The organism is Nocardia vinacea NBRC 16497 (assembly GCF_000308835.1).
Lineage (GTDB): Bacteria > Actinomycetota > Actinomycetes > Mycobacteriales > Mycobacteriaceae > Nocardia > Nocardia vinacea.
Genome location: NZ_BAGN01000100.1, coordinates 1 through 15,041, shown reverse-complemented (window position 1 = coordinate 15,041; position 15,041 = coordinate 1). Strand labels below are relative to the sequence as shown.

The window sequence follows — 15,041 nt, the reverse complement described above, 5'->3', positions numbered from 1 at the left end:
GATCGGCGTTGACGCCAGCCGATGGCACCTCATACGGGAAATCGGAACGCCGCAATCGGATTCCATAATGCGCAAACGCAAATCCTCCGCCGGAAACCGCCACGGCACATCCAGCTTCGACCACCCCACGCGGGACAGTAATGCGGAATGCGCATGAGATAATTGCAAATGTGATTCCGCCCACATTGGCGACCCACTGGTAGTCAGCGCGTTTCGAGAACCGCCATGGCGGCATTGTGGCCGGGAATACCGCTGACACCGCCGCCACGAATCGCGCCCGCACCGCAGATGAAGACGTTGGGGACGTCCGTAGCCACACCCCAGCGAGCCGCCGGAGTATCGGCTTCGTCGCAGCGATAAGGGAAGGCCAGGTCTCGGTGGAAGATATGCCCGCCGGGGAGACCCACCTCACGTTCCAGGTCTACCGGTGACTTGGCCTCGATACAGGGTGCACCATCCTCGTCGAGGGCCAGGCAATCGACAAGCGGTTCGGCGAGTACCGCATCCAGTTGGGCCAGTGCGGCTTTCACGGCCATCGCCTTCGCAGCCTCCGGATCGGACTCGAAAAGCCTTGCCGGAGTGTGCAATCCGAACAGTGTGAGGGTGTGCAGAGCGGAGTCGGGCGCGAGGATCGAGGGATCGGTCAGGGTGTGACAGTAGATCTCCGATGGCGGGGCCGACGGGATCCGTCCGCCGGATGCCTCGCGATATGCCTGCTCCAGTTGCGAATACGATTCGGCGATATGAAATGTCCCGGCGAATGCCTCGTGCGGATCTGTCGAAACGTCGCGCAGCCGAGGTAACCGCCGCAGCACCATATTCACTTTCAGTTGGGAGCCTTCGGGTTTCGGCTCCCCCGGTATGCCGAGCAGCCGCGTGAGCTCATGCGGTGCCGCATTGACGAGCACATGCCGCGCGCTGATCACACCGCCCTCATAGCGCACTTCGGCTGTGAAATCGTCGGACTCGACCTCGGTCACGGCACAGCCGGTGATCAACTCCGCACCGGCGGCGCGAACCGCGTCGGCGAGTGCGTCGGTGAGCGCGCCCATACCGCCGATCGGCACATCCCAGTCGCCGGTGCCGCCACCGATCACGTGATAGAGGAAGCACCGATTCTGGCGCAGCTCAGGATCGTGCGCATGGGTGAAGGTCCCGATGAGTGCGTCGGTGAGGACGACCCCGCGCACGGTGTCGTCGGCAAAGGTCGACTCGACCGTCTCCCCCAGCGGCCGCTCGAACAGCGCCGACCAGGTGGCGGGATCGTCGACAACCCGCTCGAGCTCCGACCGCGTCGGCAACGGTTGCGTCAGCGTCGGAAACACCCGCTGCGCGAGCCGCCCGGTCGCGCCGTAGAACTCCTGCCATGCCCGGAAATCCCGGTCCGATCCGGTGAGCCGCGCGAAGCTCTCCCTGGTCCTGGCCTCGGAACCGGTATCGACCAGCAGTCCACCGTCCCCGACCGGCGTATACGACGAGATCTGCCGACGCCGCGTCGCGAACCGTAGCCCGAGTTCCTCGACGATCTGCCGCGGCAGCAGGCTGACGAGATACGAATACCGCGACAATCGCGCATCGACGCCCGGAAACACCCGCGCCGAAACCGCGGCCCCACCGGTGTGCTCCTGGCGCTCCAGCACCAGCACCGAACGCCCGGCTCGCGCCAGGTATGCGGCGGCCACCAGCCCATTGTGACCACCACCGACCACCACCGCGTCATAGGAGGAGCGCATCGGTCGCATCCGTCCTGCCTACCACGGATCCCGCGGATCGCGCCCGGAATGTGCGATTGCCGGGAGATTACGGCCCGGTTTCCATATTTCCCTGCGATTGACCAGCACTCACTTCACACTTAGCTTCTGGCAAACGCTGTATGAGGGCGGCGTTTTCACCCGGGAGCGATCATGACCGAAGCCACCACACCATCCGATGACGAACGGCGCCTCGCCGAACTCGGCTACAAACAGGAATTGGCCAGATCCTGGTCCGGATTCTCCAACTTCGCCATCAGCTTCACCATCGTCTCCATCCTGACCGGCGGCTTGGCCAGTTATGGCATCGGTCTGGCCAACGGCGGCCCGATCACCATGGCGTGGGGCTGGCCGCTGGTCTCGGTCATGGTGTTGTTCGTGGGCCTGGCGATGGCCGAATTGGCCTCGGCCTACCCGACTTCCGGCGGTCTGTACTGGTGGGCGTCCGAATTGGGCGGCCCGGTCTGGGGCTGGTTCACCGGGTGGTTCAACCTGATCGGCCAGATCGCGGTGACCGCCGCCATCGACTACGGCGCGGCCATCTTCACCACCGCGGTGCTCAACGTAATCGGCATCGATATCGGAACCGACCGCACCGCAATCTTTTTGGTCTTCACCGCGATCCTGATCCTGCACGCCGTACTGAATGCGATCGGCCCGCATCTGTCCGCGGTGATCAACAATATCTCCGCCTGGTGGCATGTCGGCGGTGTGGCGATCTTCGTCGTGGTACTCGGGTTCGGCGCGAGCCACCATCAGAGCGTCGGCTTCGTCTTCACCGAAACTGTCGACAACAGCGCGGTCGGCTTCGGCGGGGTGGCGTTCAGCTTCCTGCTCGGATTGCTGCACGCGCAGTACACATTCACCGGGTACGACGCATCGGCGCATATGTCGGAGGAAACCCACGATGCCGCGCGCACGGCGGCCAAGGGCATCATCAATACCATTGTCGTCTCGGCCGTTGCCGGATATCTGCTCATCATGGCGGTGACCTTCGCCATTCCGAATCTCGACGATGCCCTGGATCCGACGAAGAACAGCGGTTACCCGGTGATCTACATCCTGGAGAACTCGCTGAATTCGTTCTGGTCGGGGCTGCTGCTGATCATCGCCGCGATCGCGCAACTGTTCTGCGGCTACGCCTCGGTCACCTCGGCCTCACGCATGCTGTTCGCCTTCTCCCGTGACGGCGCGGTACCGGGATCGGCCTACTGGTCCCGACTTTCGGCCCGCAAGGTACCGGTGCACGCGGTGCTGTTCATCTCGTTCTTCTCGTTCGTCCTGCTGATCCCATCGATGCTCGTGCCCGCGGAAAACGCGCCGACCGCCTACGCGGCAGCGACCTCCGTCGCCACCATCGGCCTCTACATCGCCTACGGCATCCCGATCCTGTTGCGCCAACTGCACGGCAGCCGATTCCACACCGGCCCTTGGCAACTCGGCTCGTGGTATCGCCCCGTCGGCATCATCGCCCTGATCTGGATCGTGCTGATCAGCCTGCTGTTCATCCTGCCGACCGATGACCGCGGCTATCCGTGGAACAGCGAATTCACTTGGAACACCGTCAATTACGCACCGATCACCCTGGTCGGCGTGGTCGGTGCGATCGGCATCTGGTGGCTCGCATCGGCCAGACACTGGTTCACCGGCCCCCGGCGAACGGTCGTCGAGACCGGCGAGTCCGAGGCACCCGTACAGGCCTGACCTGGTCATATCGGTTGCCGCGCGGTGGGGATAGAGTCGACGTGTGTCCGTGGAGGTCGATTTCCGCGCCGTGTTCGAGTCCGCACCAGGTCTGTACCTGGTACTCGACGTCGACCTGTGTATCGTCGCGGTGACCGACGCATATGCCGCCGCGACGATGACCGAGCGACAGCGCATCCTCGGCAAGAGCATTTTCGAGGTATTTCCGGACAATCCGGACGATCCGACGGCCGAAGGCGTCCGTAACCTGCGGGTATCGCTGGAACGGGTGCTGCGTGACCGGGTCACCGATGCGATGCCGGTTCAGCGCTACGACATCCGCAAGCCCGACGGCACCTTCGAACCGCGATTCTGGAGTCCGACCAACTCCCCGGTCCTCGGTACCGAAGGCGAGCTGCGCTATGTCATCCACCGCGTCGAAGATGTCACCGATTTCGTCCGGCTCGAAGCATCCGATGCGGCGAAACAAGAGGAAACGGCCGCGCTGCGGGCTTCGAGCCGGGAAATGGAACAGGAGGTGTTCGCCCGAGCCCGTGAGGTCGCCGAAACCAGCAGGCAGCTCAAGGAGGCCAATGTCGAGCTGGCTCAGTTGTACGCTCGCGCGAAGGAACTGGACGAACTGAAGAGCCAGTTCGTCGCCAATATCAGCCACGAGCTGCGGACCCCGCTCATGTTGATCTTGGTGCCGACACAAAAGTTGCTCGAGCGGTGCGCGCCGGCCGACCACGATGAGCTCGAGCTGATCCTACGCAATGCGCGCATACTGCAGCGTCAGATCGACGATCTGCTCGACGCCTCGAGGCTGGAGTCGGGTGCGATACGACCCGACTATGCCTGGATCGATGTCACCGAGCAGGTGCGGCTCGGTTCGGCCTTTTTCGAGTCCATGGCGGTCGACCGCGGCATCCGCCTGGCCGTCGACGCGCCGCAGCCGGTCCGCGCCGCACTCGATCCCGAACACCTGCAGCGCATTCTGCTGAACCTGCTGTCCAACGCCTTCAAGTTCGTACCCGAAGGCGGCATAATCCGCTGCACCGTACGTCCTGCCGGTGACGATGTGCTCATCGAGATCGCCGATAGCGGACCCGGCATACCGGCATCGCACCGCACCGCGGTCTTCGAGCGGTTCCGTCAGGTCGATGGCGCGGCGACCCGCGCGGTGGGCGGCACGGGTTTGGGCCTCAGCATCGTCCGTGACCTGGTGCGCCTGCAGCATGGGGACATCACTATCACCGACGCACCGGAGGGCGGCACGATGATCGTGATCGAGCTGCCGCGAGCCGCCCCACCGGGCACCCCGATCCGCCGCTCGGCCACCGAGCCCACACCGACTCGGGCAGGTAACGCCGCCGACGCGCTGATCGCGGAGCTGACGCCCGAAAGCGGCGACCGCACCACACACGTGGATACCGGATCGGATGAGTCGGAACCGAAGCCGTCGGTCATTGTCGTCGAGGACAACGCCGACCTCAACGCCCTGATTCGGGCAGCGCTTTCCGAGTCCTATCGGGTCACCGCCGCCGACAACGGCGGCATGGGACTGCAGCTGGCCCGAGCACACAAGCCGGATTTGATCGTGTGCGACCTCATGATGCCGGGCATGAGCGGCGACGAACTTCTGCGCGAGATCCGCACCGACCACGAGCTGCGGAACACCCCGGTACTCATCGTCAGCGCACGCGCGGACGAGCGGTCGCGGCTGGAACTGCTGCGTGCCGGCGCCAACGACTACCTGCGGAAACCATTCGGGGTCGCCGAACTCCGAGCGCGGGTGGACAATCTGGTGAACCTCCGGCTGGCCGAGACACGACTGCGGGCCTTGCGGATCATCAATGAACGCGACCGCATCGCCCACGAACTGCACCGCACGGTGATCGATCAACTGTTCGGCATCGGGATGCGATTGAGCGGGATCCGTCCCCTGGCCCGTGTGCCGGCCGTCGCCACCCGCATCGACGACTCGGTCCATGAACTCGACGCCGTCATCGATCACATCCGCAACACCGTCTCGGAACTCGCCTCGGAAGTCGAACCCGATACCCCATTCCGCACGGAGATCATGGAACTCGCCGGCGAGGCCGCCGAGGCACTCGGCGCACAGTCCCAAGTCGGCTTCACCGGACCGGTCAACGATCTCGATCCCGCTCTCACATCCGCAGCGCTCGAAGTCGTGGCGCGGGTGCTGCGGACAATGCGCCAGCGGGCAGTCGCCGACGATATCCGGGTCAACGTCATCCTCGACGACCGCCAACTTGCCATCGTTCTGCACGAAATCACTTGGACGCCAACCGATCTAGCATTATCGGACCATGAGCCCGAACCATTGTCGGAAACACTTGTCGGCTACGGCGCAAACCTGACAGTCACTACGCCCATACCTACCGAAACCGCTTGGTCCTTGACGATTCCACGCGCCGACCAAGCGCTATCCGAGTAGAGCGAGCAGTGTAGGAGCAATTGCCGCGAACCCTGAAGGACAGTGGACTAGTCCCCGGCCGCCGCTGGGGAGTCGAGGCCCGAAAGCGCCGGGCCGGTTGTGCGAGAATCCCACGAATGGGCTCCCAGTACGACCCGGTCACCGATGATCCTTGGGCGGGAGCCCAATACGGACTGCTACCGCCGAAAGGGCAAAAGCCGACCGTATCGCCGGTGGTGGCGGAGGCGCGCGCGCAGATCGATAAGCTCGCCGCTCCGCCGGGCGCTTCGGACACTGTGCAACGCACGGTCGAACTCGCTCGGACAATATTTCGATTGGCGGTCGACCAACTCGGCACCGGAAACCCCTCCAATATCCCTGATCTGACGGCCCTGCTCGATGCGGCGAACCTTTACGATGCGGCCAATAAGTCCGTGGTAACCGCGCATTACAATACGAAATCGGCCAAAATCGCAGAGCTGACCGCTGGTTTGAAAGAGCGGGATACCGAGCTCTCCGGCAAAGTTGGCGATGTCGCGGGCGATAACACGAAGATGGCCAAGGAGATCCGGGACGAAGCGCAAATGCTGGGGTTGGTACTGCAAGCGGCCTCGTTGGCGATCTCCGCGCGATCGAGCAAGCTGACGGCGAGTGAGGAAAAGTCGCTGTTGACCGACATTGTCACGCGGGTCCTGCATGTGGAGAAGGACTTCCGTGACCTTCTCGGAACCAACTCGGACCGGGCTGAGCAGATTGGCCCCGTAACACTGGCACAACTCGAGAAGATTTTCCCCGGCACCCCCAAGAGCAAACTGGCGAGGTATCTCCCCTACCTCGATCAGGCGATGCGTGACTACGGGATCGACACGCCCAAGCGTGCGGCCGCTTTCCTTGCACAGATCGGAGTGGAGACCGACAATCTGAAAACCCTCGAAGAATATGGTGACAAGGCCTACTTCGAGCGGAACTACGGGGCGCGCAAGGACCTCGGAAACGAGCAGCCCGGTGACGGCGCAAACTTTCACGGTCGAGGCGCTCTGCAACTGACCGGGCGCACCAACTACCGGAAGGCAAGCGATGCCCTCGAGGTCGATTTCGTTGAAAATCCCGACCGGGCCAAAGACCCGAAGTACGCCTTCGCTACTGCGGGATGGTACTGGGACTCCAAGGATTTGAACGACGACGCAGATAAATCGGATATTGACGCGATCACACATGAGATCAATGGCGGAAGCAACGGGAGCGCGGAGCGCAACGAGAATTACAGTCGCGCGCGTAAGGTCCTCGACGCAGAATGATGATCGAATCGAAGACGGTGGCTCCGCCATCATAGCTGCCCGAGTGGCACATGGTTACGAAACCATGTGCCACTTATAGCCTCAATCCTCTTGGGGCAGGAACTGTTTCGCGTACTCGTACCCTTCGGTACCTTCGGCCGCCGCCTTGGCGTACACCAGATGGACGACACCGGTTTGGAAGGTGTTGGACGAAAGCAGTTGCAGCGGAAGCGCGGCGTCGGTCTCCTCGAACAATCGCAGGCCCTTGCGCACCGCGATCGGGTGCACCAGCAGATGCAGTTCGTCCAACAGCCCGAGCTCGAGCAGTTGGCGGACAACGGATACCGATCCGCTGATGCCGATGGGTGCGTCGCCGGGCTCATCCTTCAGCGCCGCGACGGCCTCCGCCAGATCACCTTTCAGCACTTCGGAATTGCGCCAGGTGAAGGTGAGATCCTGATGCGTTACCACGATCTTGCGCGCGTCGCCGAGCTTCTTGGCCATCTCGGCGTCCACATCGCCCCCGGTCTCCCGCTCCGGCCATGCCCCGGCGAACCCCTCGTAGGTCTTGCGGCCCAACAGCAGCGTATCGGCCGCGCCGAGCTGACTGTCGACGGCCGTGGCCATCTCCTCGTTGAAGTACGGGAAGTGCCAATCCTGGGGGTTGTCGACAACGCCGTCGAGTGCGATGAACAGTCCGGCGGTGATTTTCCGCATCGGTATCTCCTTGGTCGGTGGTTGATGCCGCGTCACCAGAACAGACGGACGGGAGCCGGAAAAATCATCGCTCGCGTGCGCGCCTATTCGGGCGATCGGCGATGCAGGGCGAGTTGGAGTTCGAGTAGCAGGCGATCGGCGGGATCGGTCAGGTCCATCCCGAGAATGTCCTCGACCCGGCGGATCCGGTAGCGCAGGGTATTCGGATGCACCTGCAGCGCAGTCGCGGCATTGCGCACATCGCCGTGTTCACGCAGATAGGTCTCGACGCTCTCGCACAGATTCGCGGAATGCTTGCGGTCGTAGTCCAATAGCTTGCGCAGGCGCGGATCGTGCAGTTCCGGCCGCGTGCCGACGAGATCGAGGATTTCGCCGAGCAGTACCGCGGTGCGTGATTCGGCCAGCGTGGTCACCCGGCCGCGCGGATAGGTCGCGGCCGTACTGTCGAGGACCCGGTCCACCTCGGAGCGCGCGCCCGCGACATGGGCCAGATCCGGTATGGGACAGGCGATGGCGGCGCGCAATTCGAATTTGGCTTCGAGCTGTTCGACCAGTTGACGAGTCCACGCGGTCACCGCATGCGCGGATCGGTACTGCGGCAGCAGCACATACACCCGATCGCCGAGAATGGTGGTCACCGAATCACCGCGAAATGAGCTGGCGCGCAAGCGAAGCATATTGCCGAAGGCGGCGGGCGACTTCACACCGGGAGCGACCGCGAAGCCGACCACCGCGGCCGGACCGGTCAGCGGCAGATTCAGCGCACTCGCCACGGCAGGCACATCGGCGGTGCCAGCACCGGTTCCGAACAGTCGCTGGATCAGCAACGCTTCGGTGGACGGCGCGTCGAGGCTGCGCGAAATCAGCCGGGCGGCAATGGCCGACGCACCGCGCAGGATCTCGGCGGCATCCGGTTTGAACGGCCGGTCTCCCTGCTGCAGCCAGATCGAGCCGAGCACCCGCGGCGCACTACCCTCGACCTGCTCGCGAATGCTCACCACCAGGCGGCGCTTGATATCCAGCTCCTCGTGCGCCGGTATGTCGATGACATCGTCGGTACCGCGCAGCCGATCGAACACACCCCACTTGCGCAGCACCTGCAGATAGTCGCGCGGCCCCTCCCGGCCGAGGATCGAAAGCACCCGCAGTTGGTCGGCCGCCTGATCCGAGGCCGAATACGCGAGCACATGCGATTGCGGGTCCTCGATGGACACCATCCCGCCCGCATTCTGGGCGACCATCTGTGCCAATCCGAACAGGTCCAGGTCCGCGGCCACCAACTCACCCTCGCTAGCCACGACCACTGCCCACTTTCATACGACTCGCCAATCCGGTCATCCCATCTTTGTCCGCTTGTCCGATTCTGCGGGCTGTTTTGCCGTGTTGACTTCGGCTCACCGTCATATACCAGCGCCGCTAGCGATTGCTTGCAGATCGCTCGAAACAACACAGGAGGACTCATGGACGCCATCGTGTCCACGCCGCGCCCGGCAAACGAGCCGGTCGGCACCTTCGCACCGGGCAGCGCCGAACGCGCACGACTGCGAGCGAAACTGACCGAACTCGCCGCGACGCCGACCGAGATCCACCATGTCATCGGCGGCGAGCATCGACGCACCTCGGGTAAGAGCATCGACGTCGTGCAGCCGCACAATCATGCCGCCGTACTCGGCACCCTCACCACCGCCGAGGCCGGCGACGTCGAGGATGCGATCGCCGCCGCCTCCGCCGCCGCACCCGGCTGGCGGGCGCTGTCCTTCGAGGATCGCGCCGCGATCTTCCTGCGGGCCGCGGATCTGCTGTCCGGTCCGTGGCGCGAAACCATTGCCGCCGCGACCATGCTGGGGCAGTCCAAGACCGCCTACCAGGCCGAGATCGACGCACCATGCGAACTGGTCGACTTCTGGCGCTTCAATGTGCATTTCGCCCGGCAGATCCTGGCCGACCAGCCGATCTCGACCCCGGGTGTGTGGAACAAGGTCGAGTACCGCCCGCTGGAGGGCTTCGTCTACGCGATCACCCCGTTCAACTTCACCGCGATCGCGGGCAATCTGCCGACCGCGCCCGCCCTGATGGGCAATACGGTCCTGTGGAAGCCGTCGCCCACCCAGGCGGTGGCCGCGTATTGGACGATGAAACTGCTGGAGGCCGCGGGTCTGCCGCCCGGTGTCATCAATATGGTGCACGGCGCGGGCCCGAAGATCTCCGATGTCGCGCTGACCGATCGGCGGCTGGCGGGCATCCACTTCACCGGTTCGACCGCGACCTTCCAGCATCTGTGGCGTTCGGTAGCGATGAATATCTCCGACTACAACACCTATCCGCGCCTGGTCGGTGAGACCGGCGGTAAGGATTTCGTGCTGGCGCACAGCTCGGCGGATCCGGATGTGCTGACCACCGCGCTGATCCGCGGTGCCTTCGACTATCAGGGCCAGAAGTGCTCGGCCGCCTCGCGCGCGTTCGTCCCGAAGTCGGTGTGGGCCGAGATGGGCCGCGATCTCATCGATAAGGTCGGTGCGCTGAGCTACGGCGATGTCACCGATTTCGCGAACTTCGGCGGCGCTGTCATCGACCAGCGTGCCTTCGATCGCAACGCCGACGCCATCGCCCGCGCCAAGGCCACCTCGGGCTTGACCATCGCGGTGGGCGGACATACCGACGACACCGTCGGATATTTCGTCGATCCGACCATCCTGCTCGGCGACGACCCCACCGACGAGGCATTCAGCACCGAATACTTCGGCCCGATTCTCGCGGTTCACGTCTACGACGATTCGGTCGCCGGATCCTTCGATGCGGCACTCGAACTGGTCGACGGCGGTTCAGCCTATGGCCTGACCGGCGCGATCATTGCCGACGACCGCAACGCCGTGGCCAAGGCGACCGAAAGTCTGCGCTTCACCGCGGGCAACTTCTATATCAACGACAAGCCCACCGGCGCGGTCGTCGGTCAGCAGCCTTTCGGTGGATCTCGCGCGTCGGGCACCAATGACAAGGCCGGCTCGCCGCAGAATCTGTTGCGCTGGACCTCCGCCCGCACCATCAAGGAGACCTTCGTCCCGCCGACCGAGCACACCTATCCGCACCAGGCACCCGAGGAGATCTGATGGCCATTTCCGGTCTGCTTCGCCCCGCCATGCTGGCCGCCTCGCGCTCGCCGCGCATGGAGCGCACGGTCACCCGCATGTCGACCACCAAGAAGCTGGTGGACCGCTTCGTCGCCGGTGAATCCGAGCCGAATGCGGTTGCGGCCGTGGAGAATCTGCTGAGTTCTGGTCGCTATATCACTGTCGACTACCTCGGCGAGGACACCACCGATATCGAGCAGGCACGCAATACGGTGACGCATTATCTGTCGCTGCTATCGCTGCTCACATTGCTGCGTGAGTCAGGAACCGTTGGGCCGCTGGAGGTCTCGCTCAAGCTCTCGGCGCTCGGCCAATCCTTGCCCACGGACGGTCATGCGATCGCTCACGAGCACGCGCACCAGATCTGTACCGCCGCAGCGAATGCGGGCGTGCTGGTCACCATCGACGCCGAGGATCACACGACCACCGATTCGACCCTCTCGATCGTGCGGGAGTTGCGCGCCGACTTCCCGTCGCTCGGTACCGTCCTGCAGGCCTATCTGCGACGCACCGAGGCCGACTGCCGAGATTTTTCCGGTCCGGGCTCGCGAATTCGCCTGTGCAAGGGCGCATATCGCGAACCCGCGTCGGTGGCGTATCAGAGCCGGGCCGAGGTCGACCAGTCCTATCTGGACTGTCTGCGGGTGCTGATGAACGGTGACGGCTATCCGATGGTCGCCACCCACGATCCGGCACTCATCGAGGCCGCCGAGGTATTCGCGACAGCGACCCGGCGCAGCTCCGACGATTTCGAGTTCCAGATGCTCTACGGAATCCGCGACGCCGAACAGCGCCGACTCGTCCGCGAAGAGCGCCACGTTCGGGTCTATGTGCCCTACGGCGATCAGTGGTACGGCTACTTCATGCGCCGACTCGCTGAACGCCCGGCCAATGTGGCGTTCTTCCTGCGCTCGCTGCGACCGGGCAGCCAGCGCTGATCCCCAGCTCGGCGGCCTTGTCTGTGCAGTCGGACAAGGCCGCCGAAGTTTATTTATCCAACTCGCCGATCACAGCGCGTTTGTGGTCCGATTAGCTGAGTGCTGCTCAGAATGTGATCTGCGTTACTGCACTGTCGGGTATCGCAGAGGACGAAAGGAAGACCCATGCCCCTCGCGGAGTTGCGCAGCCAGATGTTGCGCCGCAAACCTCTCGAGCAGATCGAGGAGGAGACCGGGCCCGCGGACGAGCAACTGAAGCGGTCACTCGGACTGTGGCAGCTCACGGCGATCGGCGTCGGCGGCATCATCGGCGCGGGCATTTTCGCGCTGGCCGGTTCGGTCGCGCATTCCGTCACGGGCCCGGCGGTGCTCATCTCGTTCCTGATCGCCGGTGTCGCCAGCGCCTGCGCGGCGCTGTGCTACGCGGAATTCGCCGGGATGGTGCCGAAGGCCGGATCCGCCTACACCTACGGCTACGTCTCCCTCGGCGAAATCGCGGGCTGGTTCATCGGCTGGGATCTGCTGCTGGAATACATCGCGGTGGCGGCGGTGGTCGCGATCGGCGTCTCCGGATACTTCAAATTCCTACTGGGACAAGTCGATATCACGCTGCCCGATTGGATGATGGGCGCGCACGGCACCGGAGAGGGGCACGTGATCGATGTCTTCGCGGTGCTGTTCTGTCTGGGCACCGCGTGGTTGCTCTCGCGCGGCATCAAGAGCGTCGGCCGCTTCGAGACGGTCGCCGTCGGCATCAAGGTCGCCTTGGTCGTGCTGATCATCGTGCTCGGCGTCTTCCATATCGACAGCTCCAACTACACCCCGTACTTCCCATTCGGTGTGGGCGCGGTGTGGACCGGTGCGGCAACGGTCTTCTTCGCCGTCTTCGGCTATGACGCAATGAGCACCGCCGCCGAGGAATCCGTCGACGGCAAGAAGCATCTGCCCAAGGCCATCATCTACTCGCTGGCCATCGCGATGGTGCTGTATGTGCTGGCCACGCTGGTACTGACCGGGATGCAGAAGTACACCGAGATCAGCCCGACCAGCGGTTTCTCCACCGCCTTCGAATCGGTCGGCATGCCGGGCGTCGCGAATATCATCGCGATCGGCGCCATCGTCGGCATTATCACCGTGGTGCTCACCTTCATGCTCGGCGTGACCCGCGTGTGGTTCGCGATGAGCCGAGACGGACTGCTGCCGGAGTGGTTCGCCAAGACGCATCCGGTTCGCAAGGTGCCGACCCGGGTCACCTGGATCGTCGGCATCGGATCCGCGACCATGGCCGGACTGCTCGATATCACCGTGGTCGCCGAGCTGACGAATATCGGCATTCTGATGGCCTTCATCGTGGTCTCCGTCGCGGTGATGGTGCTGCGCCGCACCCGACCCGATCAGCCGCGCGCGTTCAAATTGCCGCTCATGCCGGTGGTGCCGCTGGTGGGCATCGGCTTCTCGATCTACCTGATCTGGTCGCTGCCGTGGGAGACCTGGCTGCGCTTCGCGGTGTGGCTGGTGATCGGACTCGCCGTGTACTTCGGGTACTCGCGGATGCATTCCAAGCTGGAGAGCGGCGGGGACGTCTCGCTGGCGAAGTAGGGCGATCGACCGATGCCGTAGCGGCATCGGTCGATACAGAAACGGTCTTGGACAGGCATCAATTCAGCGCCATACCCTTCTGACACGTTCGAGCGAAAGTGACCTACCCCACACTTTCGCTCGCACACAGGAGGACACAATGTGCGAAAAATACAGTTCTGTGGGCACTTTCCGCTGTTTGAGCGAGACCGATGCCGCATGAATGATCAGCGAATTCTCATTACCGGCGCCGGCGGCGGTATCGGCACGCTCATGCGGCCCCGCCTACGGCGTCCCGATCGCATTCTGCGGCTACTGGATCTGACCGAACTCCCCGCGCCGACGGCAGGCGAGCGGGTCGAGATCGTCACCGGATCGCTCACCGATCCGGCCACCATGGCAGCGGCCTGCCGGGATGTGGATGCGATCATCCATCTCGGCGGGATCAGCCGAGAAGACAGCTGGGACAATGTGCTCGCCGTCAATATCGATGGCACGCATACGGTTTTGGAGGCGGCGCGGCAAGCCGGCGTGCCGCGGGTCGTGCTCGCCTCGAGTAATCATGCCGTGGGTTTCCGCGCCGTGGGCGATGAACCGGTTCCCGGTGACGCTTCGCCCCGGCCCGATACCTATTACGGTGTCAGCAAAGTGGCCGTCGAGGCGCTCGGCAGTCTCTACCACTCCCGCTTCGGCATGGATGTGATCTGCATTCGGATCGGCTCGTGTTTCGAGCGTCCACACGATGCGCGTGGACTGTCGATGTGGTTGTCCCCCAATGATTGTGCGCGACTTTTCGAGGCCTGCTTGGCTGCAGAGCGACCCGGCTATCGGGTGATCTGGGGCGTATCCGCCAACACCCGTGCCGTCGTATCCCTGCGCGAGGCCGAAGAACTCGGCTACCGCAGCCAGGACGACGCCGAACAGTTCGCCACCGATATTCCGGTCGTCGGCGAACCCGGTCCATGGCTTATCGGCGGGCCCTTCGTGGAAACGCCACTCGGCAAACCGAATCCGCTCTGACCTCCAAACTTTGCTTCATCGCGAAAGCAGCGCAGCACAATGCAATTCAAAGCAACGACGGCCGCGCCGAAATCGGCGCTCGCGTCCAATGTCAAATTTCTCTATTTCTTCGGCGCTCTCGGCGGCATTCTCTTCGGTTACGACCTCGGAGTCATCTCCGGTGTGCTGTTGTTCATCAAGAAGTCCTGGCATCTGTCCTCGGTGACGCAAGGTGTGATCGGTGGCTGCCTGGCCGCCGGCGCGGTGATCGGCGCGGCCATTGCCGGACGCATCACCGATCGGCTGGGACGGCGGCGAACCATCATGCTGGCGGCCGCGGTCTTCGCGGTCGGCGCGCTGGGCTGTGCGCTCGCCCCCAATGTGACGGCGCTGGTGGTTGCCCGTTTCATTACCGGTATCGCGGTGGGATGTTCATCGGCGACGGTACCCACCTATCTGTCCGAACGTCGCCCCGACCAGGGCACGCGGCGCATTGTCGACGTTGAATCAGCTGATGATCGTCTCGGGCATCC

At 63.8% G+C, this 15,041-nt stretch carries 10 protein-coding genes and 1 pseudogene; 8 read left to right on the top strand and 3 right to left on the bottom strand.

The window, feature by feature from the left end; translation table 11 throughout:
• Window positions 1-203: 203 nt before the first annotated feature.
• Window positions 204-1,733 carry a phytoene desaturase family protein gene (locus ON44_RS13040; protein WP_245567130.1) on the bottom strand — a complete coding sequence of 510 codons (1,530 nt, stop codon included), beginning with the start codon at window positions 1,731-1,733 and terminating at the stop codon, window positions 204-206.
• A gap of 171 nt (window positions 1,734-1,904) precedes the next feature.
• Here ON44_RS13040 and ON44_RS13035 point away from each other — a divergent pair, with 171 nt between their 5' ends.
• The 3 genes from ON44_RS13035 (at window position 1,905) to ON44_RS48150 (ending at window position 7,169) form a co-directional block, all read left to right on the top strand.
• Window positions 1,905-3,455, top strand: coding sequence for an amino acid permease (locus tag ON44_RS13035; protein ID WP_040689621.1), 1,551 nt, complete (start codon window positions 1,905-1,907; stop codon window positions 3,453-3,455).
• A 43-nt stretch (window positions 3,456-3,498) separates the two neighbouring features.
• The gene (locus ON44_RS13030; protein WP_051181948.1) at window positions 3,499-5,892 is read left to right on the top strand and encodes an ATP-binding protein; all 2,394 of its coding nucleotides are present in this window, start codon (window positions 3,499-3,501) and stop codon (window positions 5,890-5,892) included.
• 116 nt (window positions 5,893-6,008) lie between these two features.
• Window positions 6,009-7,169 (top strand): glycoside hydrolase family 19 protein, encoded by a 1,161-nt coding sequence (locus ON44_RS48150; protein ID WP_051181947.1) that lies wholly within the window; start codon window positions 6,009-6,011, stop codon window positions 7,167-7,169.
• A gap of 81 nt (window positions 7,170-7,250) precedes the next feature.
• On the opposite strand, the gene ON44_RS13020 is transcribed toward ON44_RS48150, so the two are convergent.
• Together ON44_RS13020 and ON44_RS13015 are read right to left on the bottom strand one after the other, a co-directional pair.
• Window positions 7,251-7,865 carry a dihydrofolate reductase family protein gene (locus ON44_RS13020; RefSeq protein ID WP_040689618.1) on the bottom strand — a complete coding sequence of 205 codons (615 nt, stop codon included), beginning with the start codon at window positions 7,863-7,865 and terminating at the stop codon, window positions 7,251-7,253.
• An 83-nt stretch (window positions 7,866-7,948) separates the two neighbouring features.
• Window positions 7,949-9,145 (bottom strand): annotated as a pseudogene (locus ON44_RS13015) (PucR family transcriptional regulator); the annotation flags it as partial.
• Between the two features lie 180 nt (window positions 9,146-9,325).
• On the opposite strand from ON44_RS13015, the gene pruA reads away from it, so the two are divergent.
• The 5 genes from pruA to ON44_RS12990 form a co-directional block, all read left to right on the top strand.
• On the top strand, window positions 9,326-10,972 hold the full coding sequence (gene pruA, locus ON44_RS13010) for an L-glutamate gamma-semialdehyde dehydrogenase (protein ID WP_040689616.1): 1,647 nt from the start codon (window positions 9,326-9,328) through the stop codon (window positions 10,970-10,972).
• On the top strand, window positions 10,972-11,931 hold the full coding sequence (locus ON44_RS13005; protein ID WP_040689614.1) for a proline dehydrogenase family protein: 960 nt from the start codon (window positions 10,972-10,974) through the stop codon (window positions 11,929-11,931). The genes pruA and ON44_RS13005 overlap by 1 nt, the downstream gene beginning before the upstream one ends.
• Window positions 11,932-12,096: 165 nt before the next feature.
• A complete protein-coding gene (locus tag ON44_RS13000) occupies window positions 12,097-13,530 on the top strand; it encodes an amino acid permease (protein WP_040689612.1) in 1,434 nt (477 codons plus the stop codon).
• A gap of 198 nt (window positions 13,531-13,728) precedes the next feature.
• Window positions 13,729-14,529, top strand: a complete 801-nt coding sequence (locus ON44_RS12995; RefSeq protein WP_040689610.1) for an NAD-dependent epimerase/dehydratase family protein — start codon at window positions 13,729-13,731, stop codon at window positions 14,527-14,529.
• A 39-nt stretch (window positions 14,530-14,568) separates the two neighbouring features.
• Window positions 14,569-15,041: MFS transporter (locus ON44_RS12990; RefSeq protein WP_040689608.1), on the top strand; the 473-nt coding region annotated here is incomplete at its 3' end.

Coding starts and splice junctions, on each gene's coding strand:
- ON44_RS13040 (WP_245567130.1), bottom strand. CDS start 1,733: ATGCGCTCCTCCTATGACGCGGTGGTGGTCGGTGGTGGTCACAATGGG.
- ON44_RS13035 (WP_040689621.1), top strand. CDS start 1,905: ATGACCGAAGCCACCACACCATCCGATGACGAACGGCGCCTCGCCGAA.
- ON44_RS48150 (WP_051181947.1), top strand. CDS start 6,009: ATGGGCTCCCAGTACGACCCGGTCACCGATGATCCTTGGGCGGGAGCC.
- ON44_RS13020 (WP_040689618.1), bottom strand. CDS start 7,865: ATGCGGAAAATCACCGCCGGACTGTTCATCGCACTCGACGGCGTTGTC.
- pruA (WP_040689616.1), top strand. CDS start 9,326: ATGGACGCCATCGTGTCCACGCCGCGCCCGGCAAACGAGCCGGTCGGC.
- ON44_RS13005 (WP_040689614.1), top strand. CDS start 10,972: ATGGCCATTTCCGGTCTGCTTCGCCCCGCCATGCTGGCCGCCTCGCGC.
- ON44_RS13000 (WP_040689612.1), top strand. CDS start 12,097: ATGCCCCTCGCGGAGTTGCGCAGCCAGATGTTGCGCCGCAAACCTCTC.
- ON44_RS12995 (WP_040689610.1), top strand. CDS start 13,729: ATGAATGATCAGCGAATTCTCATTACCGGCGCCGGCGGCGGTATCGGC.